This window comes from Streptomyces spiralis, from assembly GCF_014654675.1.
Taxonomy (GTDB): Bacteria; Actinomycetota; Actinomycetes; order Streptomycetales; family Streptomycetaceae; genus Streptomyces; species Streptomyces spiralis.
This window is the reverse complement of the sequence record NZ_BNBC01000020.1, coordinates 85206-111698: the sequence shown is the minus strand read 5'-3', so window position 1 is coordinate 111698 and position 26493 is coordinate 85206. Positions and strand designations below refer to the sequence as shown.

Genomic DNA, 26493 nt, shown 5'->3' with positions numbered 1-26493 from the left:
CACCTTATGCGGCAGCCGGGGCCTTCAGGGACTCGACGACCCGGACCAGCGGTGCCAGCTCCGGGCTCTGCGCGGCCTCGTCGAGCGCCTCGCGCAGGGCGGCGTCGTTGGTCGGCCGGGCCTCCTCCAGGAGCTTGAGCCCTGCCTCGGTGACGTTGGTGTAGATGCCGCGGCGGTCGGTGGGGCACAGGTACCGCTCGAGCAGCCCGCGGTCCTCGAGCCGGGTGACGAGCCGGGTGGTGGCGCTCTGGCTGAGGACGACCGCGTCGGCCACTTGCTTCATCTGCAGATGGCCGCCCTCGCCGTCGTGCTGTCGGCTGAGCACGTCGAGCAGGGAGTACTCGCGCACGCTCAGGTCGTGCCCCGACTGCAGAGCGCGTTCGATGTGCGCCTCGATCCTCCCGTGGAGCAGCGAGAGAGCGCACCAGCCCTGGGCGAGAGCGGTGAGCGCGGGGTCCGTCGCTGTCATGGGCGTCTCCTTCATCCCGAGCGGTTGACTCCAGGATAGAGCAGCACCGCAATAGCCCCCGTTTGCCATTAGCCCGCGTCTGCAATTATTGTGAAGGCACGCAAAGCGCACCTGCAATCGTTTGGGAAGGTGTCCCCTCATGCCTCTCGCGCTTCTGGCCCTCGCGATCGGGGCCTTCGGGATCGGAACGACCGAGTTCGTGATCATGGGGTTGCTGCCCGAGATCGCGGGCGACTTCGCCGTCTCGATCCCGACCGCCGGTCTGCTGGTGACCGGCTATGCGCTGGGCGTCATGTTCGGCGCCCCGCTGATGACCGTGCTCGGGACCAAGATCCCCCGCAAGCGGATGCTGATGCTCCTGATGGGACTGTTCATCGCCGGGAATCTGCTCTCCGCGCTGGCCCCCGCCTTCTCGGTCATGCTGATCGGTCGGGTGGTCGCCTCACTGGCACACGGCGCCTTCTTCGGCATCGGTTCCGTCGTCGCGGCGGACCTGGTCGCGCCGGACAAGCGGGCCGGTGCCATCGCGATGATGTTCACCGGTCTGACCGTCGCCAATGTCGTGGGCGTTCCGCTCGGCACCCTGATCGGACAGGCCGCCGGATGGCGCATCACCTTCGGCATCGTCGCAGGACTCGGCGTCGTCGGCCTGGCCGGCATCGCCAAGCTCGTCCCCGAGGTGCCCAGGAGCGAGGCAGTCCGGCTGCGCCACGAACTGGCCGCCTTCAAGAACACGCAGGTGCTGCTGGCCATGGCGATGACCGTCCTCGGCTTCGGCGGTGTCTTCGCGGCCATCACCTACATCGCCCCGATGATGACCCATGTCGCCGGCTTCTCCGACGGCTCCGTCACCTGGCTGCTGGTCCTCTTCGGTCTCGGCATGGTCGGCGGGAACCTCGTCGGCGGCAGGTTCGCCGACCGGGCTCTGATGCCCCTTCTGTACGTCTCCCTCGGCGCCCTGGCCGTGGTTCTGGCCCTGTTCACGCTCACGGCCCACCACAAGATCGCGGCTGCCGTGACCATCGTCCTGATCGGTGCCCTGGGCTTCGCGACCGTACCGCCGCTGCAGAAGCGCGTCCTGGACCAGGCACACGGTGCCCCGACGCTGGCCTCGGCCGTCAATATCGGTGCCTTCAACCTGGGCAACGCGCTGTCCGCGTGGCTCGGCGGACTGGTGATCGCGGCCGGCTTCGGCTACACCGCCCCCAACTGGGTCGGCGCGGTCCTCGCGGCAGGCGCTCTGGTCCTCGCCGTCGTCTCGGCGGCTCTGGAGCGCCGGGACAGCACACCGAGCACCGTCGTCCTCGGTTCCACCCGCGTCGATCAGCCGACCGCCGTCCGTCACTGATCCCGGGCCGGGCGTCGCGGGGCCAGGGCCGTCCCCGCACCGTCCGGCTCAACCCCACCACCCTTCCATGAGCACCACCGACAAGGAGAAACCTCCGATGAGCACCACCACCGTCGCCCCGCTGACCATCCAGGACGCGGAGACCCTCGTCGCCGCCGCCCACAGCGCGGCCGAGGCAGCCGGTGTCACCGTCAGCGTCACCGTGCTGGACGCCGGGGGCCACCTGCTCGCCTTCCGGCGCGATGACCGGGCCGTCCTCATCTCCGGAGAGACCAGCACACGCAAGGCCTACACGGCCCTCCAGCTGGACACCCCGACCGCCGACCTCGTCGACGCCGTGCAGCCGGGCGGTCTCTTCCACACCCTGCCCACCGCGCTCGACCGGCCGCTGCTGTTCATCGCGGGCGGCGTGCCCGTGCGGCGCGACGGCCGCCTGATCGGAGCGATCGGCGTCGGCGGCGGCGCGCCGGAGCAGGACCACGCCTTCGCCGTCACCGCGGTGAAGGCTCTGGCCTGACGCTCATCCCGCCGCCACGGTCAGCGGAGCGAACCGGCGAGTCCAGTCGCCGGGGAGCTCCGCGGTGCCGTATGTCATGACCGAGTTGAAGGCGATCGACGCCAGGCCGCGCTGCTTCACCCAGGTCAGCAGTTCCTCGTGGCGCACATCGATGTCGGTGCGCAGCGGGCGGTCGGTGTGAGCGGCGAGGGAGGCGATCAGCGCCCTGGCCGTCTCCGTGTCCCGTGCGATCAGCGGGCCCACCACGTGGGTCTCCATGTTCGGCCAGGCGGCCGCGTACCCCGTGATCCCGTCGCCGTCCTCGGCGACCCGCAACTGGTCGGCGAACGCGGGCAGCCGGATGATCAGAGGGGTACGGTCGGCACCGAACACCTCCTCGTCCAGGGCGAGGATGCCGGTGAGGTCCTCGGCGGTGGCCGCTCGAGTGGTGACGGGGGACGGCGAACCGTCCGGAGTGAAGCGGCCCCGCACCATCTCGGCCCGGCCAGTGACCTTGAAGCCGAGCTCCTCGTACAGCGGGCGGCCGTTCGGCGTCGCGTGCAGGGTCAGCGGGGTGGTGCCCATCGTCGAGACGACGTGACGCATCAACCGGCGGCCGATGCCCTGGCGGGCGTGCCGCTCAGCGACCAGGACCATGCCGATGGCGCCCAGCCCCGGTCGCTCCTGGGGTCCGTACTCCGTGACGACGCAGGCGGCGACGAGTCCTCCGTCGGGGTCGTCGATGCCGTATCCCTTCCCGGAGCTGAGGAGGAAGCCCCACTTGTGCTCCTCGCGCGGCCACCCCCGGTTCTCGGACAGGTCGGCGCAGGCGGTGAGATCGCGGAGCGTCAGACGGCGGATGGGCAGAGCGGCAGGGGAAGGAGTCGACACGCAGGTCAGGCTGTCCGACGGGCGTCGTCCCCGTCCACTCCTTTCGAGACGGACGTACGTGCTTTTGGCCATCCCGTGGGAGTCCGGACGGCACGCGGACAGGCGCCGGGTGTTTCACGTGAAACGTACGGCGCTCGGTCAGCCCAGGTCCGGTGCGTGCATGGCCCGGACACCCTCGATATTGCCGTCCAGGTAGTGCCGCAGGGACAGCGGGACGAGGTGGACCGAGGCGATCCCCACCCGGGTGAACGGCACCCGCACGATCTCGTACTCGCCGGCGGGCTCCTCCACCTCTGGACCGTGTCGCAGAGAGGGGTCCATCGACTCCAGACGGCAGACGAAGAAGTGCTGCACTTTGACACCGGTTGCGCCACCGTCCGCGCCGATGTGTTCCACGGTGTCCACGAAGCAGGGCACGACGTCAGTGATCTTTGCGCCGAGCTCCTCGTACACCTCGCGGTGCAGGGCGTCGACGACGGTGGTGTCCCCCGGCTCGACCCCGCCTCCGGGGGTGACCCAGTAGGGGTCGACACCGGGCTTGGTGCGCTTGATCAGGATCAGGTCGTCGCCGTCGAGGAGAACGGCTCGAGCGGTGCGCTTGACCACGGGTCGGACGGTCATGGGAGAAATGTGGCCCGGTTGGTTCCACGTGAAACATCGCGAATTGTCGTCAACCGAGTTCACTGAGTGATGTCCATGACGAGGGCCTCAGCACCACTCGGAAGCCGCTCGCAACAGCCACTCGTGGGCGCGGGCGATGTGCGGCATCGCCAGTGTGCCGGTGCGGACCACCAGGAAATACGTCCGCAGGGGCGGCACCGCCGGTTCATGGAGGGCCACCACGTCTCCCCGCTCCAGGGTGGAAGCGCACAGGTAGCGGGGTAACACCGCCAGTCCGGCGCCCGCCACGGCACAGGCCAGGACCGCGCGCAGGTCGGGGGCGATCACGGTGCCGGACGCGGTCGGCCGGGAGTCGAAGACCGACGCCCAGTACCGCGAGACGAAGGGCAGTGACTCGTGGACCTCGACCAGAGGGACGTTCTCCAGCGCGGGCACCTCCTTGCCGTGCAGCGCCATGGGGCCGATCTCGTCGGCCCAGCGCGGGGCGGCGACCAGGATGTGCTCCTCGTCGCACAGCGGAGCCGCCGTGAGCAGGGCGCCGCGCGGCCGGGCAGTGCTGATGGCGAGATCATGGTGCCCGGCGGACAGTCCTTCCAGGACCTCCTCGGCGGTCCCGAAAGAGGCCCGCAGGGCGAAGCCCTGTCCGTCCTCGCCGGTCAGCTCGGTCAACGCGGGCAGCGCCCGCTCCGCGGTGAACTCGGGCGGGCCGGCCAGATGCAACGTGCGGAAGGAGGACTCGTCGTCGAGGCCCGTCTCGGCAATCTCCACCAGGGCGTCCAGATGGGGCGCGGCCTTGTGGGCGAGTTCGTCCCCGATGGATGTCGGCGTCACCCCGCGGGCCTGGCGCAGAAACAAGGGGCGGCCCAGCTGCCGCTCCAGCGTGCGGATCTGGGAGGTGACCGCCGGCTGAGAGAGGCCGAGCAGCGCCGCCGCACGGGTGAAGGAACCCGCTCGGTGCACCGTCACGAACGTACGCAGCAACGCCAGGTCCACGCCTCGCCCTCCCCTTGCGGCGCCTGTCTCGACGCCCGACCCCCCGGCCGCGCACAACTATAAATATGTCGATAGGTCTCTGTCGCTACTGTGATTGGACACTGACGCAGGGTCAACTAGCCTTGGTCGCGCGGTTCTTCGCGCGCAGAACCGAGGGCGGTCCGAGCCACGAGGGGGGAGGCTCGGACCGCCTGTCATGGCGAGGCCGAGGAAGAGGCGGTCAGTGCGCCGTTTCGTCCAGCGCGCGCAGCACATCCGCCACCAGGTCAGCGGGGTCCTCGGCGCCGACGGACATCCGGATGAAGCCCTCCGGGACCGCGTCCCCGCCCCAGCGCCCGCGCCGCTCCGCCGTGGAGCGAACCCCGCCGAAGCTCGTCGCGTCGTCCACGACCCGCAGGGCCTCGAGAAAGCGGTCGGCCCGGGCACGCGAGGGCAGCGTGAAGGACACCACGCACCCATAGCGGCGCATCTGCTGTGAGGCGACCTTGTGCGAGGGATCGTCCGGCAGCCCCGGATAGCGCAGCCCGGTCACCTCGGGGCGCCCGTGCAGTGCCTCGGCGAGGGCCAGGGCGGTGGCGTTCTGCCGGTCGACGCGCAGTTGGAGGGTGGCGATCGAACGATGTGCGAGCCAGGCCTCCATCGGCCCCGGGATCGCTCCGACGATCTTGCGCCAGCGGCGTACGGCCGCCATGGCCTCGGCGTCGCGGCCGGCGACGTAGCCCAGCAGGATGTCGCCGTGCCCGGTGAGCTGCTTGGTGCCGCTGGCCACCGAGAAGTCCGCGCCGAGCTCCAGCGGCCGCTGCCCCAGGGGCGTCGCCAGGGTGTTGTCGACGGCGACCAGTGCCCCGCGCGCATGTGCCGCCTCGACCAGCCGGCGGATGTCGCACACGTCGAGACCGGGATTCGACGGGGACTCGATCCACAGCAGCCGGGCGCCGTCCAGCACCTCCAGCTGGGCGTCCTGCCCGGTCGGGGCGGTCCGCACCTCGATGCCGTACGACTGGAGCTGGTCGTGCACCAGGGGCAGCGCCTGGTAGCCGTCGCTGGGCAGCACCACCGCGTCGCCCGCGCGCAGCTGGGAGAAGACCACCGAGGAGATGGCCGCCATGCCGGAGGCGAACACCAGCGTCTCGACGCTCTCCTGCCCGGGGGCCTCGAGCTCGCCGATGGCCCGCTCCAGCAGCGTCCAGGTCGGGTTCTCGTCACGGCCGTAGGTGTAGGGGCCCGTCGGGTCGCCCGGCAGATGGAAGTGGGCGGCGAACACCGGTCCGGGCAGCGTCGGTTCGTGCTTGACCGGCTCGGGAAGTCCGGCCCGCACCGCGCGTGTGCCGTCACCGGCGCCCACGGGAAGGCCGGGCTCCTTCCGTGTTCCTTCCGTGCCGTAGGCGCCGTCCGCAGCGGAATCGCTCATACCGCCCGTCCCTTCACACGCTCTCGTACCGCGGCCGGCAGCCCCGGGCCCGCTTCCTCCACCATCTCAGGACACCCTCGGACAGCGTCCAGGCCCCCGTGGTGCGCCTGTGGCGGTCGGTGTACCTGCGGCGATCGGTGCGCCCGCGACGCGGCGCGGGCGCGGGGCTGGCCTCCTCGGTCAGTCCTCGTCCGGCAGAACCATGTGCAGTGCCCAGGAGACGACCGAGACGATCAGACCGCCGACGACGGCTGTCCAGAAGCCCTCGACATGGAAGCTGAGCTCGAGCTTGCCGCACACCCACGACGTCAGCAGCAGCATCAGCGCGTTGACGACCAGGGTGATCAGGCCGAGCGTCAGGAGGAACAGCGGGAAGGTCAGCACCTTCACCACCGGCTTGACCAGGAAGTTCACCAGGCCGAAGACCAGGGCGACGACGATCAGCGTGCCGGCCTTCTTCGCGGTGCTGTCGCCGGTGAGCGTGATCTTGTCGAGCAGCCAGACGGCGACCGCCAGTGCGCCCGCGTTGGCGATCGTCTTGACTACGAAATTCTTCATGTGTCTGATCGTGGCAGAAGAGATCGATCACGGATACGGGCGAGGACGATGAAGGCATTCCGGCTGGACGAACTGGAGGCGGAGCGGGCCGCCCACGACGGCGCCTATCTCCAGTTCCTGCGGGAACGGAACATGTCGGTCGGTCTGTACGCGCTGGACGCGGGCGAGCATGACCCGCAGAAGCCGCACCACCAGGACGAGGTGTACTTCGTCGTCAGCGGCCGCGCCTCGATCACGGTCGGCCTGGAGACGACCGAGGTGGCCCGCGGCAGCGTGGTGTACGTACCGGCCGGGGTCGCCCACAAGTTCCATCACATCAGCGAGGATCTGCGGGTCCTGGTGGTCTTCTCTCCGCCGGAAGCCTGAGGCACCTTCTCAGGGTTCCCTAGGGGGACGGTCAGGGGAGGACAAGGGTGCGAAGCCCCCGCCGGAGCCGCTGACGGCCATAGCATCGAGTGCAGGACATCGGCAGTGCCCGGCACCATGGGGTGCGGGGCACCGACGGACACCGGCGCTGGGCCGGCGGAGAGGTAAGGACGAGGGTAATGCGAGAGATCTTCGCGGGTCTGCCGTGGTGGGTGAAGTGGATCGCGGTGCCGGTCATCGCCCTGGTCGTCTTCGGCGGCCTGATAGCGAGCGTGGTGGGCTTCGTGATCGGGCTGCTGTTCAAGCTGCTGGTCTTCGTGGCTCTGGTCGGCGGCCTGATCTACGTCGTGCGGAAGTTCATGGCGGGGTCCTCCTCGCGCGGCGACTGGTGAGTACGCAGGGACACCGGTGATCGGTAACAGGAATCGCCGGTTCCCTCGCGGGAGGGAAGTTTCCCGGACAGGCCGTCCGAAAGCGGTGGCGGGCGGATAGGGTCTGGGCAACGACGTGGGGGCAGGACCCCCGCGGGCAGCGTTTCCCCACCCGTGTTTCCCCGCACGGGCTGCCCCCTCGTGCTACGGGAGTGACCCTTGGCCACGGTTGACACCGCACCCGCAGAACCGCACGCGCCTCCCGGCCCCCGGACGCCGTCCCGTTCCACGGGACTCCCCGCACAGCCGCGCTCCGCGCCGCCGGTGGAGCAGTCCTACGCCGGGACGCTGGAGGAGCAGGCCGCACAGCCGCAGCAGACCCTCATCGGATCGGTGCAGCGCGCGATGCGCCTGCTGGAAACCGTCGCGCGCCACGAGTACGGGGCCCCGGCGAAACAGCTGGCCCGTGAGACCGGCCTCGCCCTTCCTACCGCCTACCACCTGTTGCGCACCCTGGTCCACGAGGGCTACCTGTACCGCGAGCGGGGGCTGTTCTTCCTGGGCGAGGCTGCCGAGCGACTCGGCAGCAGCGGAGCCGCGCAGAAACGTCGCACCACGATCGTCGAGACGCTCGCACAATGGCGTGATCTGATCGGTGCACCCGTGTACTACGCGATGTACCGGGACGGCGAGATCGAGGTCATGAGCGTCTCCGACACCCCGGCCAATCCGGCGGTGGAGGAGTGGGCCGACTTCCGGGAGACCGGGCATGCGCACGCCATCGGCCAGTGCCTGCTGTCCCAGCTGGACGACGGTGCCCGCCGCGACCATCTCGACCGCTATCCCGTGCGGTCCGTCACTCCGTACACGGTCCGTGACAATCACAGCTTCCTGCGGCGTCTGGAACGGATGCGCCGGATGCAGCCGGTGACGGAGCGCCGGGAGTACGCCCTGGGGACGGTCTGCGCGGCCGTTCCCATCACGGTGGGCGCGACGGCGGTGACGATCGCCCTGTCGCTTCCCGCCCACCAGGACGACCGGCTGATGCCCGCGGCGCTGCAACTGCAGCACGAGGTGGAACGGTGTGCCGGCACCCTCGCACTCGCTATCAGTATCTGAAAACTTACTCCTTGTGATCTGTTGTGTACGTTCAGCAAGATGCCACAGTGTCACGGGGATGATTCCCGGCCAGTCGACGGCAGATGACGGGGTAGCGATGCGCGAGTCCGTACAGGCAGAGGTCATGATGAGCTTTCTCGTGTCCGAGGAGCTCTCCTTCCGCATCCCGGTGGAGCTGCGGTACGAGACCTGTGATCCCTACGCCGTACGGCTGACGTTCCACTTGCCCGGAGATGCTCCCGTGACCTGGGCCTTCGGACGGGAGCTGCTCATCGACGGGGTGGGCACACCGTGCGGGGACGGCGATGTCCGGATCTCGCCCGCGGACGCGGACTCGCTGAGCGAGGTCCTGATCCGTCTTCAGGTCGGCAGCGACCGGGCGCTGTTCCGTTCCTCCACGGCACCTCTCGTGGCGTTCCTGGACCGCACGGACAAGTTGGTGCCGCTGGGCCAGGAGGGCGCTCTGGCCGACTTCGACGCGCACCTCGACGAGGCCCTGGGGCGCATTCTGGCCGAGGAACAGAGCGCGGGCTGAAGCGTTTCGGCAACGGGCCGTGTGCGGTGGCGTAACGCTTCACCGCGTACGCGGGTCACATGAAGCGGCGGGAGATCCGGTGCCCCGGGATCACCGCTTGCGCCGTCGCCCCCTGCCGCCGCGCGCGGGAGCCGGCGCGCCGGGCATCGCTCGCGCGGGCATCGGCCCGGTACCCGTACGGTCGGCCGAGACCACGAGGGCCGCCAGGGCGGTGGTGACCGGCACGGAGGCGACCAGGCCGATCGAGCCCACCAGTGTGCGGACGATCTCCTCCGCGACCAGCTCACTGTTGGCGACGGTTCCCACGCTGCTCTGCGCGATGGAGAAGAGCAGCAGCAGCGGAAGTGCCGCGCCCGCGTAGGCCAGGACAAGGGTGTTGACGACGGACGCGATGTGGTCGCGGCCGATGCGGATGCCCGCGCGGTACAGCCCGCGCCAGCCCATCGCCGGGTTGGCCTCGTGCAGCTCCCAGACCGCCGAGGTCTGCGTCACGGTCACGTCGTCGAGGACGCCGAGCGAGCCGATGATGACCCCGGCGAGCAGCAGACCGCTCATGTCGATCGACGGGTACAGGCCATGGATCAGGCCGGTGTTGTCGTCGGTGTTGCCGGTGAGCGCGGCCCAGCCGATGAACAGCGAGCCCAGGATGCCGATCAGCACCAGCGAGATCAGCGTGCCGAGCACCGCCACCGATGTGCGGGCGGACAGACCGTGACACATGTACAGGGCGATCAGCATGATGGCGCTCGACCCCACCACGGCCACGAGCAGCGGGTTCGAACCCTGCAGGATCGCGGGCAGGACGAACAGGTTCAGCACCAGGAAGCTGACGGCCAGCGCGATCAGCGCCATGACGCCCCGCATCCGCCCGACGACCACGACGGCGAGCGCGAAGACACCGGCCAGGAGCGCCATCGGGAAGCGCCGGTTGACGTCGGTGACCGAGTACTGAAGGTCTTTGGGGGCGGAGGGCTCGTAGGCGACCACGACCTTCTCGCCCTGGTGCAACTGCCGTGACTGGTCCGGCTGCACGATCTCGGTGAAGGTGCGTCCCTTGTCGTTGCCGGTGTCGACACGGACCGTGGCCTTCTTGCAGGTGCCGGTCGCCTGTGCCTGCGCGGAGGAGCCCTCGGCCGTCGAGGTGTCGCCGGTCGGCGTGTCCCCGGAGGCGTTCACCGACTTGCAGCTCACCGCCACCACTTCGGTGACCGTGGCCTGCTGTGTCTGCCGGTCGAAGCCCACACCGGTGCGCTGGTGCGAAGGCGCGCCACCGGGCCAGAGCACCACGAGCCCGACCACGACCGCGGCGGCGAACGGGATCAGGATGGCTGCGATGACCTTGCGGAGGTGCTGGGAGACGGGGGCGGCGGGTCCATGGCTGTGGCCGTGCGCATGCCCGTGTCCGCCGCCGCTCCCGGGAGGGGGCCCATGGGGGGACTGCTGTGTCGTGGTCACCGCCAGATCATCGCAAGAACGGCAGGGGCCCACTGTTCAGCGCGCCACAAATGGCGCTAGCGTGGAGACACCTTTGCACACGCGGGAGCTCGGAGCACCGGGCTGAGAGGGCGCTGACCTTCGTCTTTGCGATGTTTCACGTGGAACGAGTGATGTTTCACATGAAACGCCGGCAGACGAGAGCTGCTGCGTCGACCGCCGAACCTGTTACCGGGTAATGCCGGCGTAGGGAGTAGGTCTCATGACCAACAAGGACGCACGCACGCCTGCCTCCGCTCAGGACGAGAAGTCCGAGGAGGCCGGGAAGTCCATCGGCTGGCACAAGGCGTATGTCGAGGGTTCACGCCCCGACCTGCGGGTGCCGGTCCGTCAGGTGCATCTCACCAACGGGCAGTCGGTCACGCTGTACGACACCTCGGGCCCGTACACCGATCCGCTCGTCGACACCGATGTCCGCAGGGGCCTGTCACCGCTGCGGGAGAACTGGATCATCACTCGCGGAGACACCGAGGAGTACGCGGGCCGTCCCGTACGCCCCGAGGACGACGGGATCAAGCACACCTCTCCGCGCGGAGGCCTGCGCAACCTCGACGCGGTGTTCCCGGGCCGGCCGCGCCAGCCGCGGCGCGGGCGTGCCGGCCAGGCGGTGACGCAGCTCGCGTACGCGCGCCGCGGGGAGATCACGCCGGAGATGGAGTTCGTGGCACTCCGCGAGAACGTCTCTCCCGAAGTCGTCCGCGAGGAGATCGCGGCGGGCCGCGCGGTACTGCCGGCCAACGTCAACCACCCGGAGATCGAGCCGATGATCATCGGCAAGCGGTTCCTGGTGAAGGTCAACGCCAACATCGGCAACTCCGCGGTCACCTCCTCGATCGAGGAGGAGGTCGAGAAGATGACCTGGGCGACCCGCTGGGGCGCCGACACGGTCATGGACCTCTCCACCGGCCGCAACATCCACACCACCCGTGAGTGGGTGCTGCGCAACTCCCCCGTCCCCATCGGTACCGTGCCGCTCTACCAGGCCCTGGAGAAGGTCGACGGCAAGGCCGAGGAGCTGACCTGGGAGATCTACAAGGACACGGTCATCGAGCAGGCCGAACAGGGCGTGGACTACATGACGGTCCACGCCGGCGTGCGCCTGGCGTATGTGCCGCTGACCGCGAACCGCAAGACCGGCATCGTCTCGCGCGGCGGCTCGATCATGGCGGCCTGGTGTCTCGCGCACCACAAGGAGTCGTTCCTCTACGAGAACTTCGAGGAGCTCTGCGAGATCCTCGCCGCCTACGACGTCACGTACTCCCTCGGCGACGGCCTCAGGCCGGGCTCCATCGCGGACGCCAACGACGAGGCCCAGTTCGCGGAGTTGCGCACGCTCGGGGAACTCAACCGCATTGCCAGGCGTTTCAACGTACAGACCATGATCGAGGGCCCGGGACACGTCCCGATGCACAAGATCAAGGAGAACATCGACCTTCAGCAGGAGATCTGCGATGAAGCTCCGTTCTATACGCTCGGCCCGCTGACGACGGACGTCGCTCCGGCGTACGACCACATCACCTCCGGCATCGGTGCCGCGATGATCGCCTGGTGGGGCACGGCCATGCTCTGCTACGTCACGCCCAAGGAGCACTTGGGCCTGCCCAACCGTGACGACGTCAAGACCGGAGTCATCACCTACAAGATCGCCGCCCACGCGGCCGACCTCGCCAAGGGGCACCCCGGTGCGCAGGAGTGGGACGACGCCCTGTCCGACGCCCGCTTCGAGTTCCGGTGGGAGGACCAGTTCAACCTCGCCCTCGACCCGGACACGGCACGGGAGTTCCACGACGAGACCCTCCCGGCGGAACCTGCCAAGACGGCCCACTTCTGCTCGATGTGCGGCCCGAAGTTCTGTTCGATGAAGATCTCGCAGGACATCCGGCGTGAACACGGAACCAGCCGGAGCGAGATCGAGGAGGGCATGGCTCAGAAGTCGAAGGAGTTCGCGGCCGCGGGCAACCGGGTGTACCTGCCGATCGCCGACTGAGCGCGGCGGAGCGTCACGGTGGTCGTACTGGTCCGGGGGCACCGCGTGTGCCGCCCGGACCAGCCGGTGCCGTAGCTGCCTTCCCCTGCGGGAGTCGGCCGGTGCGGCCCCGGGGCGCTGGTCACTCCGGCTGGTGCTCGGGGCCTCCGAAGTCCGGGCTGGTGAAGTCCGGGCTGGAGAAGCTCGGGCGGGAGCTCGGGACGCCGTCGTCGGGGCTGCTGAAACCGGGCCGGTCGTAGCCGAGTTGCGGGATGCGGCCGCTCGGTGCCGACGGGTCCGTACGGTGTGCGGCCGAGCCGGAGGCGGCGAGCGCGTCGCGCAGGAACGGCACGATGCCGCGTTCGAGCAGGGCGTCGTGCCAGGCCTGCTTGGCCTGGGCGAGTTCCGCGCCCAGTTCGCCGTACGGTCCCCTCTCGGGCGAGGGGCGGTTGCGCAGGGCGGTGAGCAGCAGCCCTGCGCCGGCGACGACGATCGCGGCCGCGGTCACGGCGCCGAACACCCAGCCCGCCGTGACCATGGTCCGGGCGAAGGCGGGGGCCGGGTCCAGCATCTCCAGGATGTAGCCGACGAGCAGGAAGAGGGCCGCCGCGACTCCTGCGAGCACGGGGGCCAGGACCGCGACGACGGCACCGGCGCCCGCGCCGGTGGTCTCGGCGACCTCGCCCATGGTGGTGGCGAGCCCGCTCGCGGCCGATCCGGGCTCACCGGAGCCGGTGTCGCCGGCGGACGACGGGGTGGACGGTGCGGGCCTGCGCAGTTCCTCGCGGACCTTCACGTAGTAGTGGTACTCGGTGGCGGCAGCCGCGGTGATCAGGGCAGTGGCGTTGAGCGCCATGGTGCGCAGCTGTTCGCTGTTGAGCCGCTGGCCGAGGGCGGCCAGTTCCGGGCGGTGTGGGGCGGAGCGCAGCGCCTCATCGAGGATCCGCTCGTATTCCTGGCGGTCCTCGCTCAACAGGTGCTGCGGAACGCTGTTCATGTGCATCCCCCGATGCTCCGTAGGGCTTGGGGCTCGCATGGCGGCGAGCCGTCGGGCAGAAACGGAGGGGAGCCTGCTACGGATAAGCCGATGGTAGAGCCGTGACGGCGCGCGGTGACAGGGGGTTTTCACAAATTGGGTGCCATTGGGTGCCCAGCAGCGCCCGGGCCCGGCGGGGCAGGTTCGCGCGGTGAACGGTCAGGCGTCCAGCGGAAGTTGCTGGACCAGCAGCTTTCCGGCCATGGTCACGCCGCCGTCCATCGCGATGGCCAGTCCGTCGGCGTAGACGTGCGGTCCCTCCACCACGGGCCCCGCGGTGTCTTCGCCGTCCTCGGAGCCGACTTGGCCCAGCAGGTAGGGAATGGGGCTGTGGCCGTGAACGATGCGGGTGCCGCCGTACGTATCGAGGAGGGAGCGCACGGCGTCGGCGCCGCCCTCGTCGCGGAAGGAGAAGCGTTTGGTGAATTTGCGGAACAGGTCCCAGCACTCGTCCGCGTCGTTGCGCGTGAGCGTGTCGTGGACGGTGTCGTTGACCTCTTCGATCGAGTCGCCGTAGTCGAGGTAGGCGGTGGTGTCGGAGTGCACGAGCAGATAGCCGTCGACCGCCTCGATGGCGTCGAGGCGGGCCATCCACTGCAGGTGGTGGTCCTGGAGGCGGTCCATGTCGGACTTCTGGCCGCCGTTGAGCAGCCAGGCGGCTTGGAAGGTGGCGGTGCCCGCACCGGAGTTGACGGGGGTGTCGCCGAACCGCTTGGCGCCCAGCAGCAGCAGTTCGTGGTTGCCCATGAGGGCCTTGCAGTAGCCGCCGGCGGCGGCTGCCTCGGCGGACAGCCGCATCACGAGGTCGATGACGCCGATGCCGTCCGGGCCGCGGTCGGTGAAGTCGCCGAGGAACCACAGCCGCGTCGTGCCCGCGCACCACTGGCCGGCGGAGTCGATGAGGCCCTGTTCCTGCAGGGCGGCGACCAGCTGGTCGAGATAGCCGTGCACGTCACCGACGACGTACAGCGGGCCGGGCCCGGTGACGGGCTGGGCGGCCGGTGCGGAGGCCGGGTCCACGGTCACCTGGAGGGTGTCGCCGCGGTTGATGACGGGAAGGTCGCGCTGGGTGGGCGTGTACGCGTCCGGGTAGCCGTCCTCGGTCGGCGGGAGGGTCTCGGAGGGGTGGGTGCTGTGGGCGTACGGACCGGTCTCGTTCACATACGCGGGTACCCGGAAGTCGCGCAGCGTCGCCGTCCGCTCCACTTCGGGTCCCTGACCGGCCCCCTGAGTCATCGACCCCTCCACCATCGCGCCGCATCTGCACCGCTTCGGACTGCCTGGTCGCAGCGGCCCGCGGTGTCGTGGGCCCATCATAGGAATGCGGATCGCGCCATGTGATGACCCAGGGGTGGTGAATCGGAGCAGGACTGCGGTTCACCGCGGCTTTCGCCCCGATTGGGCCGTCTTCGGCGCTCCCGCGACCGGCTGTCCCCCGTGCTCCCCGGGCTTCTCAGTGCCCCTCCGGTGCGCGTGGCGGGCTGACGGTCGTGCGCGGTGGGCGCCGCTGGGACGAGGTGCGCACGATCAGCTCGGTCGGTATGACCTGCTCGACCGGGTGGTCGGAATCGACTCCCTCGATGGCGTCGATGAGCAGCTGTACCACCGCCGTGCCGATGCGGCGCGGCTTGAGGGAGAGCGTGGTGATGGGCGGCTCGGTGTTGGCGTACACCGTGGACTCGCTGCAGCAGACCAGCAGCAGGTCGTCGGGCACGCGCAGGCCGTAGCGGCGGGCGGCGGCGAGCAGGTCGGTGCCGTTCGGGTCGAACAGTCCGTAGACGGCGTCCGGCCGGTCGGGCCGGGCGAGCAGCCGGTCGGCGGCGACGGCGCCCGCGCAGGGGTCGTGGGCGGGGTAGGCCTCGTACACCGGATCCTGGCCGACGCGCTCGCACCAGCGCAGGTAGGCGGTGGTCGACAGGTGGGTGTAGGTGTCCGTGGTGGTGCCGGTGAGCAGGCCGATGCGGCGGGCGCCGGCCTCGGCGAGGTGGTCGAGGATGTCCAGCACGGCGGCCTCGTGGTCGTTGTCGACCCAGGCGGTGACCGGGAGTGAGCCGGCCGGGCGGCCGTCGCTGACCACCGGTAAACCCTGCCGGACCAGTTCGCTGACGACCGGATCCTGATCGGAGGGGTCGATGACGACCGTGCCGTCCAGCGCGACGTTCGACCACACGTCGTGGCGTGAGGTCGCGGGGAGGATCACGAGGGCGTAGCCGCGGGCGAGCGCGGCTGAGGTGGCGGCGCGGGCCATCTCGGCGAAGTACGCGAACTCGGTGAAGGTGAAAGGTTCATCCCCGTACGTCGTCACGGTCAGGCCGATGAGGCCCGACTTGCCGGTACGAAGGGTGCGGGCTGCGGCCGATGGTCGGTATCCCAGCCGGTCGGCGACCTCGCGGACATGGCGCCGGGTGGCGTCCGGGAGCCGGCCCTTGCCGTTGAGGGCGTCGGAGACGGTCGTGATGGAGACTCCGGCGGCGGCGGCCACGTCTCTGATGCCCGCCCGGCCCGGCCGACTGCCTCGACGTGAGGTTTCCGCGCGGCTCACCTGGTGCTTCCCTGCTGCTGTCATGGCGAGCCGATAGTAGGGCTCATCGGGTGGGGTAGTGCGGACGCATATGCGCGCATTGACAGGCACGTTTCTGCATGGTCATCTCTGCTCAACTACCTTAGAAAATAAGTCAGTTAGGCATTGGGATGCCAGGAGATGACGCGGTGGCGCGCGTGCGCCTGGCGTGCCTCCGAGGTCTCGAAGAGGTCTCAACTCACCTTCACGAGGGATGCGCGCCACGGCGCGAGCCACCGGCGCGTAGATATATGTGCGGCGCGCCCCTCGTATCCGTACATATTCGTACGATGGTGCCGTCGATGCCCCTGATGCCTGTGTGACAGGCCAGGCAGGCGACCGGACGGGAGTGACGGGGCCAGACCCATTCGCACGGGCGCCCAATCCTCATAAGGTGTGCAGTATTGAAAGCCGGTGTGGTCACGAGGAGGACTGCGGTGAGCGAGACGAGCCCGAAGCTGCGCGCCGAGCTGGAGGGTATCCCCACCTACAAGCCGGGCAAGCCCGCCGCGGCCGACGGCCCGGTGGCGTACAAGCTGTCCTCCAACGAGAACCCGTACCCGCCGCTGCCGGGCGTCATGGAGACGGTGACGGCCGCCGCCTGCTCCTTCAACCGGTACCCGGACATGGCGTGCACCGCCCTGACGGAGGAGCTGGCCGAGCGTTTCGGGGTGCCGGTCTCCCATGTCGCCACCGGCACCGGCTCCGTCGGTGTCGCCCAGCAGCTGCTCCAGGCCACCAGCGGCCCCGGCGACGAGGTCATGTACGCCTGGCGTTCCTTCGAGGCCTACCCGATCATCACGCAGATCAGCGGGGCTGCCTCCGTGCAGGTCCCGCTGACGTCGGGCGATGTGCACGACCTGGACGCGATGGCGGACGCGATCACGGACCGGACCCGTCTGATCTTCGTCTGCAACCCCAACAACCCGACCGGCACGGTGGTGCGACGGGCCGAGCTGGAACGCTTCCTCGACCGGGTGCCCGGCGATGTCCTGGTGGTGCTCGACGAGGCGTACCGCGAGTTCATCCGCGATACCGAGGTGCCGGACGGTGTGTCGCTGTACCGGGAGCGGCCCAACGTCTGTGTGCTGCGGACGTTCTCCAAGGCTTACGGCCTGGCCGGGCTGCGAGTGGGCTTCGCGATCGCCCATGAGCCGGTGGCGGCGGCGCTGCGCAAGACGGCGGTGCCGTTCGGGGTGAGCCAGCTGGCCCAGGACGCGGCGATCGCCTCGCTGCGTGCCGAGGACGAGCTGCTCGGCCGGGTCGGTTCGCTGGTGTGCGAACGTGCGCGTGTCGTCGACGGGCTGCGCGCGCAGGGCTGGACGGTGCCCGAGACGCAGGCGAACTTCGTGTGGCTGCGGCTGGGGGAGCGCACGATGGCCTTCGCCGAGGCGTGTGAGCAGGCGGGCGTGGTCGTCCGACCGTTCCCGGGCGAGGGTGTGCGGGTGACCGTCGGGGAGACCGAGGGGAACGACATCTTCCTGAAGACCGCGGAAGCGTTCCGCAGGGAGGCCTGAGTGGCCGTCCCGGTCCTCTGATCGCTGCTCGTTCCACTGCTCGTTCTTACGATCTGCCTCTAGGGCCTGTCCGGCGGACAGGCCCTAGTCCTCCAGAGGCTCCACCCGTACCGGGTCGCCGGCGCGCACGGTCGCCAGGCGGCGGGGGTCGCCGTCGATCCGGCCGAGGACGTTGCACGGGCCGGCGAGGCGGCACTCTCCCTCGAACTCCGTTCGGGGGAGACCCCAGCCTCGCGAGATCGGCGTGGGTCCATAGGGGAGGGCCAGAGCGTCACCGTCGGTCCAGAAGGCCACCGTGCCGGGTTCGACGACCTGCCGGGCTTCCGTTTCACGTGGAACACGGACACCGGTGCCGAAGTAGACCTCCTCGCCCCAAGTCTGGGCGGTGGAGACCAGGGGCAGCTCCTTGACGAGCGCCCGGGTGGTCGGCGTGTCGTCGAGGGTCGCGGTGAGGTGTCCCGCGGGCCAGGAAATCCGTATCTGCATGAGGCGCAATTCAACAAGTTGTTGAAGTTCCTGCCAAGGCCTTGACGTGACGGCGAAGGGGGACCCCCGGGTTCCCCGCCGAAAATCAGTGCGTCATAATTGCTTGTGAATGTGAACGCGTTCACAAGCGAGTCCGATTGCTGCCTTGTTGTGTGGGACACATCGGGGCAAACCGCCGCCGTGACCACGGCGACGTAAGGAGAGTGACGACGTGAACCTGGCTTTGGCGCCGGAGACACTGGCGCGCTGGCAGTTCGGCATCACGACCGTCTACCACTTCCTGTTCGTTCCCCTGACGATCTCCCTGGCCGCCCTGACGGCCGGGCTGCAGACCGCCTGGGTGCGCACGGAGAAGGAGAAGTACCTCAGAGCGACCAAGTTCTGGGGCAAGCTCTTCCTCATCAACATCGCCATGGGTGTGGTCACCGGCATCGTGCAGGAGTTCCAGTTCGGCATGAACTGGTCCGACTACTCCCGCTTCGTCGGCGACATCTTCGGTGCCCCGCTCGCCTTCGAGGCACTGATCGCGTTCTTCTTCGAGTCCACCTTCATCGGCCTGTGGATCTTCGGCTGGGACAAGCTCCCCAAGAAGATCCACCTGGCGTGCATCTGGATGGTGTCCCTCGGCACGATCCTCTCGGCGTACTTCATCCTCGCGGCCAACTCGTGGATGCAGCACCCCGTCGGCTACCGGATCGACAAGGCCAAGGGCCGCGCCGAACTCACCGACTTCTGGGCCGTCCTGACCCAGAACACCGCACTCAGCCAGGCCTTCCACACCCTCTCCGCCGCCTTCCTCACCGGTGGTGCCTTCATGGTCGGCATCGCCGCCTACCACCTGCTGCGCAAGAAGCACGTCGGCACGATGAAGACCTCGCTGCGGCTCGGCCTGGTCACCGTCGCCATCGCCGGCCTGCTCACCGCCGTCAGCGGTGACACCCTCGGCAAGGTCATGTTCAAGCAGCAGCCGATGAAGATGGCCGCCGCCGAGGCGCTGTGGGACGGACAGAAGCCGGCACCGTTCTCGCTCTTCGCCTACGGCGACGTGGAGAAGGGCCACAACACGGTCGCGATCGAAATACCCGGCCTGCTGTCCTTCCTGGCGGACGACAACTTCAGCTCCTACGTCCCCGGCATCAACGACGTCAACAAGGCCGAGCAGCAGAAGTTCGGACCCGGCGACTACCGGCCCAACATCCCCGTCGCCTTCTGGGGCTTCCGCTGGATGATCGGATTCGGCATGGCGTCCTTCGCCATCGGCCTGGCCGGACTCTGGCTCACCCGCAAGAAGTTCATGCTGCCGCAGCATCTGCGGGTCGGCGAGGACGAGGTGCCGCACCTGGTCCTGTTCAGGAACAAGGCACTCGGCCCGCAGCTGACGACGTGGTACTGGCGGATCGCGATCTGGACGCTCGCGTTCCCGCTGATCGCCAACTCCTGGGGCTGGATCTTCACCGAGATGGGCCGCCAGCCATGGGTCGTCTACGGCGTACTGCAGACCCGGCACGCGGTGTCCCCCGGCGTCTCGCAGGGCGAGGTCATCACCTCCATGACCGTCTTCACGCTGCTCTACGCCATCCTCGCCGTCGTCGAGGTGAAGCTGCTCGCGAAGTACGTCAAGGCCGGCCCGCCGGAGCTCACGGAGGCCGACCTCAACCCGCCCACGAAGATCGGCGGCGACATCCGTGACGCCGACAAGCCGATGGCCTTCTCGTACTAGGCCGAGGGAGGCACAGTCATGGAACTGCACGACGTCTGGTTCGTCCTCATCGCCGTCCTGTGGACCGGCTACTTCTTCCTGGAGGGCTTCGACTTCGGGGTCGGCGTCCTCACCAAGCTGCTCGCCAGGAACCGGGCCGAGAAGCGGGTGCTGATCAACACCATCGGCCCCGTCTGGGACGGCAACGAGGTCTGGCTGCTCAGCGCGGGCGGCGCGACCTTCGCCGCGTTCCCCGAGTGGTACGCCACGCTCTTCTCCGGCTTCTACCTGCCGCTGCTGGCCATCCTGGTCTGCCTGATCGTGCGGGGCGTCGCCTTCGAGTACCGGGCCAAGCGGCCCGAGGAGAACTGGCAGCGCAACTGGGAGACCGCCATCTTCTGGTGCTCGCTGATCCCCGCCTTCCTGTGGGGCGTGGCCTTCGGCAACATCGTGCGCGGGGTGCGGATCGACCGGAACCTCGAGTACGTCGGCAGCGTCGGCGACCTGCTCAACCCGTATGCGCTTCTCGGCGGTCTGGTCACCCTGACGCTGTTCACCTTCCACGGTGCGGTGTTCACGGCGCTGAAGACCGTCGGGGAGATCCGGGAGCGGGCGCGCAGGCTGGCCCTGCGTGTGGGGCTCGTGACGGCCGTCGCGGCCCTGGCCTTCCTGCTGTGGACGCAGGCCCACTCGGGCAACGGTCGGAGCCTGGTGGCGCTGGTCGTGGCGGTGGCGGCACTTGTGGTCGCACTGGTGGCCAACCAGATCGGGCGGGAGGGATGGGCGTTCGCCCTGTCCGGTCTCACCATCGTGGCCGCCGTGGCGATGCTCTTCCTGTCGCTCTTCCCGAACGTCATGCCGTCCACGCTGGACGCGGACTGGAGCCTGACGGTCACCAACGCCTCCTCCAGCCCCTACACCCTGAAGATCATGACGTGGTGCGCGGGGATCGCCACACCGATCGTCCTGCTCTACCAGGGGTGGACCTACTGGGTGTTCCGCAAGCGGATCGGCACGCAGCACATCGCCGAAGCCGCGCACTGAGTCCGACCGGGGTGTGTTTCATGTGAAACACGCTGAAACACACCCTCTGGACCGAAGGGCATGTTTCACGTGAAACCGATCGATCCGCGTCTCCTCCGCTACGCCCGGGCCACCCGGCTCTTTCTCATGGCCGTCGTCGGCCTGGGGGCCCTCGGCGCGGGCCTGGTCATCGCACAGGCCATGCTCGTCGCCGAAGTGGTGGTCGGCGCCTTCCAGCACGGGATGGCGGTCGGCGAACTCCGCACTCCCCTGCTGCTGTTGGTGGCCGTCGCCTGCGGCCGGGCGCTGGTCTCCTGGCTCACCGAGCTCGCCGCGCACCGGGCGAGCGCGGCGGTGAAGTCCGAACTGCGCGGCCGGCTGCTGGACCGCGCGGCGGCGCTGGGTCCCGGATGGCTCAGCGGGCAGCGGACCGGCTCGCTGGTCGCGTTGGCGACCCGCGGTGTCGATGCCCTGGACGACTACTTCTCGCGCTATCTGCCGCAGTTGGGGCTCGCGGTGGTCGTTCCCGTGGCGGTGCTGGCGCGGATCGTCACCGAGGACTGGGTGTCGGCGGCCATCATCGTCGGCACCCTTCCGCTCATCCCCGTCTTCATGATGCTGATCGGCTGGGCCACGCAGTCCCGCATGGACCGCCAGTGGCGGCTGCTGTCCCGGCTCTCCGGGCATTTCCTGGACGTGGTCGCGGGGCTGCCGACCCTGAAGGTCTTCGGCCGCGCCAAGGCGCAGGCGGAGTCGATCCGGCGCATCACGGGCGAGTACCGGCGCGCGACCCTGCGCACCCTGCGGATAGCCTTCCTCTCCTCTTTCGCACTGGAGCTGCTGGCCACGCTGTCGGTGGCCCTGGTCGCCGTGACGATCGGCATGCGGCTGGTCAACGGCGACATGGACCTGTACATCGGCCTGGTCATCCTCGTCCTCGCGCCGGAGGCCTATCTGCCGCTGCGCCAGGTCGGTGCCCAGTACCACGCCGCGGCGGAGGGTCTGGCGGCCGCGGAGGAGATCTTCGCCGTGCTGGAGACACCGCTGCCGCAGTCCGGCGCGGCGGCCGTCCCCTCCGGAGCGCTGACCTTCGAGGACGTGCGTGTCCGCTATCCCGGACGGTCCATGGACGCCGTGGCCGAGGTGTCCTTCGTCGTGCGGCCGGGGGAGACGGTCGCGCTCGTCGGGCCGAGCGGCATCGGCAAGTCGACCCTGCTCAACGTCCTGCTGGGCTTCGTCCGGCCCACGGAGGGCCGGGTGCGCGTCGGGGGAGCCGATCTCGCGGACCTCGATCTGGAGCAGTGGCGGTCGCGCATCGCCTGGGTGCCGCAGCGACCGCACCTGTACGCCGGGACGATCGCCGAGAACGTACGGCTGGCACGGCCCGACGCGGACGAGGCCGCCGTACGCGGGGCGCTGGCCGACGCCGGGGCCCTGGAGTTCGTCGACGCGCTGCCGGACGGGACGCAGACCGTGCTCGGTGAGGACGGCGCCGGACTCTCCGCCGGTCAGCGGCAGCGGCTCGCGCTGGCGCGGGCCTTCCTCGCCGACCGGCCGGTCCTGCTGCTGGACGAGCCGACGGCCGCGCTGGACGGAGCGACCGAGGCCGAGGTCGTGGCGGCGGTGCGGCGGCTGTCGGCCGGGCGGACGGTGCTGCTCGTCGTCCACCGGCCGGCCCTCCTGGGGGTCGCGGACCGGGTCGTGCGGCTGGACGGCGCCCATCGCCACGGCCCGGTGTCCGCTGCGCTGGTGCCCGCGAGCCGTCCGGAACCCACGGCGGAGACGGTGCGCAAAGGCGCGCTCGCTCCGGAGGGCGGGTCAGGGAACGCGGCCGTAGCGGCGACAGGCAGTGTCCTCACCCGGGTCCGTGCGATGTCCGGCCCCCGGCGCGGACGCCTCGCCCTCGCCCTGCTCCTCGGCAGCCTCGCCCTCGGCAGCGCCGTCGGGCTCATGGCCACCTCCGGATGGCTCATCTCCCGGGCCTCGCAGCATCCCCCCGTGCTCTACCTGATGGTGGCCGTCACGGCGACACGGGCCTTCGGCATCGGACGGGCGGTCTTCCGGTACGCGGAACGGCTGGTGTCGCACGACGCGGTGCTGCGGATGCTCGCGGACACGCGGGTGGCCGTCTACCGGCGCCTGGAGCGGCTGGCGCCCGCCGGGCTGCGTGGGCTGCGCCGGGGCGATCTGCTGACGCGGCTCGTCGCCGACGTGGACGCGCTGCAGGACTACTGGCTGCGCTGGCTGCTGCCGGCCGGTGCGGCGCTGGCGGTGTCCGCGGCCTCCGTCGCCTTCACCGCCTGGCTGCTGCCCGAGGCCGGTGCCGTCCTCGCCGTGGGGCTGCTCGCGGCCGGCGCCGGTGTCCCGCTGGTCACCGGCGCCGTGGCCCGGCGCGCCGAGCGGCGGCTGGCCCCCGCCCGCGGCGACCTCGCGACCCGTGTGACCGACCTGCTCACCGGGACCGCCGAACTGACGGTCGCCGGCGCCCTGCCCGCCCGCGCCGCCGAGGCGCGACGGGCCGACAGTGCGCTCACCCGGATCGCCTCGCGCGCGGCCACCGCCACGGCACTCGGTGACGGGCTCACCGCACTGGTCTGCGGGCTGACCGTCACGGCGGCGGCCCTCGTCGGCGCCCAGGCGGTCGCCGGCGGACGGCTGAGCGGGGTGGCCATGGCCGTCGTCGTCCTCACCCCGCTCGCCGCCTTCGAAGCGGTCCTCGGCATGCCGCTCGCCGTGCAGTACCGGCAGCGGGTGCGCCGCAGCGCGGAGCGCGTGCACGAGGTCCTGGACGCCCCTGCGCCCGTCCACGAGCCAGAGCGGCCCCGGCAGGCGCCCGCATCACCGTTCCCGCTGACCGTCAGGGGCCTGACGGCCCGGCATGCGGGGCAGGAACGGGACGCGCTCACCGGGCTGGACCTGATCCTGGAGAAGGGCCGCAGGGTGGCCGTGGTCGGGTCGTCCGGATCCGGCAAGACGACGCTGGCACAGGTGCTGCTGCGGTTCCTCGACCCGAGGTCGGGCACCTACACCCTCGGTGGGGTCGACGCCCGCGCGCTGGACGGCGACGACGTACGACGGCTCGTCGGGCTGTGCGCCCAGGATGCGCACCTGTTCGACAGCTCGGTGCGGGAGAACCTGCTGCTGGCGAAGAAGGACGCCACCGAGCCCGAGCTGCGTGACGCGCTGGCCCGGGCCCGGCTGCTGGACTGGGCCGACACGCTGCCCGACGGGCTCGACACACTCGTCGGCGAGCACGGCACGCGGCTGTCCGGTGGCCAGCGGCAGCGGCTGGCCCTGGCCCGGGCGCTGCTCGCCGACTTCCCGGTCCTGGTCCTCGACGAGCCCGCCGAGCATCTGGACCTGGAGACCGCCGACGCGCTCACCGCCGACCTGCTGGCCGCCACCGAGGGCCGTACGACACTGCTCATCACCCACCGCCTGGCCGGACTGGAGGCCGTGGACGAGGTGATCGTGCTGGACGAGGGCCGTGTGGTCCAGCGGGGGCCGTACGCGGAGCTGGCGGCCCTGCCCGGGCCGCTGCGGGGGATGGCGGAGCGGGAGGCAGCGGCGGAGCTGCTGGTGGGAGTGCGGTAGCGGCGCGCTCCCGGAGAACTACGGCCGCTCCCCCAGCAGCCGCTCGATCACGACGGCGACACCGTCCTCGTTGTTGGCGACCGTGCGGCCGGACGCCGCGGCGACCGCGGCGGGGTGGGCGTTGCCCATGGCGTAGGACCGGCCGGCCCAGGTGAGCATCTCGACGTCGTTCGGCATGTCGCCGAAGGCGACGACCTCCTCGTGCGAGATGCCGCGCTCGGCGCAGCACAGGGCCAGCGTGCTGGCCTTGGAGACGCCCGGGCCGCTGATCTCCAGCAGGGCGCTGGGGCTGGAGCGGGTGATGGTGGCACGTTGCCCGACGGCGAGGCGGGCGACGGTGAGGAAGGCGTCCGGGTCCAGCGTCGGATGGTGGGCGAGGATCTTCAGGACCGGCTGCCCGGCGGCGACGCTGCCGGGTGCCAGCAGCTCCTCGGCGGGCGCGATGGCGTCCGGCACCTCCATGTGCAGCTTCGGATAGTCCGGCTCCTGGTAGAAGCCGTACGTCTGCTCGATCGCGTAGACCGTGCCGGGCGCCGCCTCGCGCACCAGCCGCACGGCGTCCAGCGCGTTCTCGCGCGCCAGTTCGCGGATCTTCACGAAGCGGTGGGCGCCGGGGCCGCCGTGCAGATCGACCACGGCGGCGCCGTTGCCGCAGATCGCCAGGCCGTGGCCGTGGACATGGTCGCTGACGACGTCCATCCAGCGGGCCGGGCGGCCGGTGACGAAGAAGACCTCGATGCCCGCCTCCTCGGCGGCGGCGAGGGCGGCGACCGTGCGGGGCGACACCGACTTGTCGTCGCGCAGCAGGGTTCCGTCGAGGTCGGTGGCGATGAGCCGTGGCTTGACGACGGGAGCACCTCCCGACTCGAGCGAGGTCGAGAGCTTGGGAGAGGCCGGGGGCTCGGGCTGTCGAGTCGCTGAGGTCATCGGGTCATTGTTCCGCATATGCCCGCACGCCCGTGCGGGAGTGTGCACATCTGAGGGGTCGCCTCGGTCACGTCAGCTGGGCCGCCGCTTCCATGGCGATCCGTTCGAACACCTTCTCGTCCGCGGCGAAGTCCGAGTCGGGGATCGGCCAGTGGATCACGATCTCGGTGAACCCCAGCTCCTGGTGGCGGCCGGCGAAGTCGACGAAGGCGTCGAGGGACTCCAGCGGACGTCCCCGGTCAGGGGTGAAACCGGTCAGCAGGATCTTGTCGAGGCCGGCGACGTCGCGGCCGATCGCGGCACACGCGTCTGCGAGCTTCTCGGTCTGGCCGCGGAGGGCCTGCACCGACTGCTCCGGCGTGCCGTTCTCGAACAGCTTCGGGTCGCCCGTGGTCACCCACGCCTGGCCGTACCGGGCGGCCAGCCGCAGCCCTCGCGGGCCGGTGGCGGCCACCGCGAACGGCAGCCGGGGCCGCTGGACGCAGCCGGGGATGTTGCGGGCCTCGTGCGCCGAGTAGAAGTCACCCTCGTACGACACGCCCTCCGTGCCGTCCTCGGTCAGCAGCCGGTCGAGCAGCAGGACGAACTCGGCGAAGCGATCGGCGCGCTCGCGGGGAGCCCAGGGCTCCTGCCCGAGCGCGGTGGCGTCGAAGCCGGTGCCGCCCGCGCCGATGCCGAGGGTGACCCGGCCGCCGGAGATGTCGTCGAGCGAGATCAGTTCCTTGGCGAGAGTGACCGGGTGCCGGAAGTTCGGCGAGGTGACCAGGGTGCCCAGGCGGAGCCGCTCGGTCGCGGCCGCGGCCGCGGTCAGCGTCGGCACGGCACCGAACCACGGGCCGTCCCGGAAGCTGCGCCAGGACAGGTGGTCGTAGGTGTAGGCGGTGTGGAAGCCCAGCTCTTCGGCGCGCGTCCACGCCGAACGGCCGCCCTCGTGCCAGCGGCGGTAGGGAAGGATCACGGTGCTCAAGCGCAGACTCATGGATGCGAGCCTAAGCGGCTACTGGTGTTTCACG

The 26493-nt window shown here is 70.0% G+C and carries 24 protein-coding genes; 11 read left to right on the top strand and 13 right to left on the bottom strand.

Translation table 11 applies throughout. The features are described 5' to 3' along the window. Window positions 1–4: 4 nt before the first annotated feature. Window positions 5–469, bottom strand: coding sequence for a MarR family winged helix-turn-helix transcriptional regulator (locus IE318_RS21450; protein ID WP_030168591.1), 465 nt, complete (start codon window positions 467–469; stop codon window positions 5–7). 139 nt (window positions 470–608) lie between these two features. Between IE318_RS21450 and IE318_RS21445 the strand changes: the two genes are divergently transcribed. Together IE318_RS21445 and IE318_RS21440 are read left to right on the top strand one after the other, a co-directional pair. Then, window positions 609–1817 carry an MFS transporter gene (locus IE318_RS21445; RefSeq protein WP_189902696.1) on the top strand — a complete coding sequence of 403 codons (1209 nt, stop codon included), beginning with the start codon at window positions 609–611 and terminating at the stop codon, window positions 1815–1817. Window positions 1818–1914: 97 nt separating this feature from the next. Continuing rightward, complete coding sequence (locus IE318_RS21440) at window positions 1915–2334, top strand: GlcG/HbpS family heme-binding protein (RefSeq protein WP_189902694.1); 420 nt, start codon at window positions 1915–1917, stop codon at window positions 2332–2334. A gap of 3 nt (window positions 2335–2337) precedes the next feature. Here the strand turns inward: IE318_RS21440 and IE318_RS21435 are convergent, their stop codons facing one another. The 5 genes from IE318_RS21435 to IE318_RS21415 form a co-directional block, all read right to left on the bottom strand. Beyond that, the gene (locus IE318_RS21435; RefSeq protein WP_189902692.1) at window positions 2338–3204 is read right to left on the bottom strand and encodes a GNAT family N-acetyltransferase; all 867 of its coding nucleotides are present in this window, start codon (window positions 3202–3204) and stop codon (window positions 2338–2340) included. A gap of 138 nt (window positions 3205–3342) precedes the next feature. After that, entirely contained in the window at window positions 3343–3825 is a 483-nt protein-coding gene (locus IE318_RS21430) for an NUDIX hydrolase (protein WP_030168599.1), read from the bottom strand. An 87-nt stretch (window positions 3826–3912) separates the two neighbouring features. Next, on the bottom strand, window positions 3913–4818 hold the full coding sequence (locus IE318_RS21425; protein ID WP_189902690.1) for a LysR family transcriptional regulator: 906 nt from the start codon (window positions 4816–4818) through the stop codon (window positions 3913–3915). Window positions 4819–5038: 220 nt separating this feature from the next. Beyond that, window positions 5039–6229, bottom strand: a complete 1191-nt coding sequence (locus tag IE318_RS21420; protein WP_189902688.1) for a cystathionine gamma-lyase — start codon at window positions 6227–6229, stop codon at window positions 5039–5041. 180 nt (window positions 6230–6409) lie between these two features. Next, the gene (locus tag IE318_RS21415) at window positions 6410–6787 is read right to left on the bottom strand and encodes a phage holin family protein (protein WP_030168606.1); all 378 of its coding nucleotides are present in this window, start codon (window positions 6785–6787) and stop codon (window positions 6410–6412) included. A gap of 48 nt (window positions 6788–6835) precedes the next feature. On the opposite strand from IE318_RS21415, the gene IE318_RS21410 reads away from it, so the two are divergent. The 4 genes from IE318_RS21410 (at window position 6836) to IE318_RS21395 (ending at window position 9178) form a co-directional block, all read left to right on the top strand. Next, window positions 6836–7153, top strand: coding sequence for a cupin domain-containing protein (locus IE318_RS21410; protein WP_030168609.1), 318 nt, complete (start codon window positions 6836–6838; stop codon window positions 7151–7153). Window positions 7154–7332: 179 nt separating this feature from the next. Beyond that, entirely contained in the window at window positions 7333–7545 is a 213-nt protein-coding gene (locus tag IE318_RS21405; RefSeq protein WP_030168612.1) for a DUF5326 family protein, read from the top strand. A gap of 198 nt (window positions 7546–7743) precedes the next feature. Continuing rightward, window positions 7744–8643 (top strand): IclR family transcriptional regulator, encoded by a 900-nt coding sequence (locus tag IE318_RS21400; protein WP_373311238.1) that lies wholly within the window; start codon window positions 7744–7746, stop codon window positions 8641–8643. A gap of 97 nt (window positions 8644–8740) precedes the next feature. Beyond that, window positions 8741–9178 (top strand): SsgA family sporulation/cell division regulator, encoded by a 438-nt coding sequence (locus IE318_RS21395; RefSeq protein ID WP_030168615.1) that lies wholly within the window; start codon window positions 8741–8743, stop codon window positions 9176–9178. Between the two features lie 90 nt (window positions 9179–9268). Here IE318_RS21395 and IE318_RS21390 read toward each other — a convergent pair whose 3' ends face one another. Continuing rightward, complete coding sequence (locus IE318_RS21390; protein ID WP_229903653.1) at window positions 9269–10633, bottom strand: YibE/F family protein; 1365 nt, start codon at window positions 10631–10633, stop codon at window positions 9269–9271. Window positions 10634–10874: 241 nt separating this feature from the next. Here IE318_RS21390 and thiC point away from each other — a divergent pair, with 241 nt between their 5' ends. Next, entirely contained in the window at window positions 10875–12659 is a 1785-nt protein-coding gene (gene thiC, locus IE318_RS21385; RefSeq protein ID WP_229903652.1) for a phosphomethylpyrimidine synthase ThiC, read from the top strand. Window positions 12660–12780: 121 nt separating this feature from the next. On the opposite strand, the gene IE318_RS21380 is transcribed toward thiC, so the two are convergent. The 3 genes from IE318_RS21380 to IE318_RS21370 form a co-directional block, all read right to left on the bottom strand. After that, window positions 12781–13641, bottom strand: coding sequence for a hypothetical protein (locus tag IE318_RS21380; RefSeq protein WP_189902684.1), 861 nt, complete (start codon window positions 13639–13641; stop codon window positions 12781–12783). A 192-nt stretch (window positions 13642–13833) separates the two neighbouring features. Then, window positions 13834–14925: a metallophosphoesterase family protein gene (locus IE318_RS21375; RefSeq protein ID WP_267882679.1), complete on the bottom strand. Its 1092-nt coding sequence runs from the start codon at window positions 14923–14925 to the stop codon at window positions 13834–13836. Between the two features lie 202 nt (window positions 14926–15127). Beyond that, a complete protein-coding gene (locus IE318_RS21370; protein WP_078917015.1) occupies window positions 15128–16240 on the bottom strand; it encodes a LacI family DNA-binding transcriptional regulator in 1113 nt (370 codons plus the stop codon). A gap of 431 nt (window positions 16241–16671) precedes the next feature. Between IE318_RS21370 and hisC the strand changes: the two genes are divergently transcribed. After that, window positions 16672–17751 carry a histidinol-phosphate transaminase gene (gene hisC, locus IE318_RS21365; protein ID WP_189902682.1) on the top strand — a complete coding sequence of 360 codons (1080 nt, stop codon included), beginning with the start codon at window positions 16672–16674 and terminating at the stop codon, window positions 17749–17751. Window positions 17752–17835: 84 nt separating this feature from the next. Here hisC and IE318_RS21360 read toward each other — a convergent pair whose 3' ends face one another. After that, window positions 17836–18237 carry a cyclophilin-like fold protein gene (locus IE318_RS21360; protein ID WP_189902680.1) on the bottom strand — a complete coding sequence of 134 codons (402 nt, stop codon included), beginning with the start codon at window positions 18235–18237 and terminating at the stop codon, window positions 17836–17838. A 211-nt stretch (window positions 18238–18448) separates the two neighbouring features. Here IE318_RS21360 and IE318_RS21355 point away from each other — a divergent pair, with 211 nt between their 5' ends. From IE318_RS21355 to cydD, 3 genes are read left to right on the top strand one after another with little or no spacing between them, the layout of a single operon-like run. Continuing rightward, window positions 18449–19957: a cytochrome ubiquinol oxidase subunit I gene (locus IE318_RS21355; RefSeq protein ID WP_189902678.1), complete on the top strand. Its 1509-nt coding sequence runs from the start codon at window positions 18449–18451 to the stop codon at window positions 19955–19957. Window positions 19958–19975: 18 nt separating this feature from the next. Continuing rightward, on the top strand, window positions 19976–20980 hold the full coding sequence (gene cydB / locus IE318_RS21350) for a cytochrome d ubiquinol oxidase subunit II (RefSeq protein WP_189902676.1): 1005 nt from the start codon (window positions 19976–19978) through the stop codon (window positions 20978–20980). 60 nt (window positions 20981–21040) lie between these two features. Continuing rightward, a complete protein-coding gene (gene cydD / locus IE318_RS21345) occupies window positions 21041–24553 on the top strand; it encodes a thiol reductant ABC exporter subunit CydD (protein ID WP_189902674.1) in 3513 nt (1170 codons plus the stop codon). Window positions 24554–24571: 18 nt separating this feature from the next. Here cydD and IE318_RS21340 read toward each other — a convergent pair whose 3' ends face one another. Then, window positions 24572–25480 carry an HAD hydrolase family protein gene (locus tag IE318_RS21340; RefSeq protein WP_229903651.1) on the bottom strand — a complete coding sequence of 303 codons (909 nt, stop codon included), beginning with the start codon at window positions 25478–25480 and terminating at the stop codon, window positions 24572–24574. Window positions 25481–25547: 67 nt separating this feature from the next. Beyond that, on the bottom strand, window positions 25548–26459 hold the full coding sequence (locus IE318_RS21335) for an LLM class flavin-dependent oxidoreductase (RefSeq protein ID WP_189902670.1): 912 nt from the start codon (window positions 26457–26459) through the stop codon (window positions 25548–25550). Between the last annotated feature and the right edge of the window lie 34 nt (window positions 26460–26493).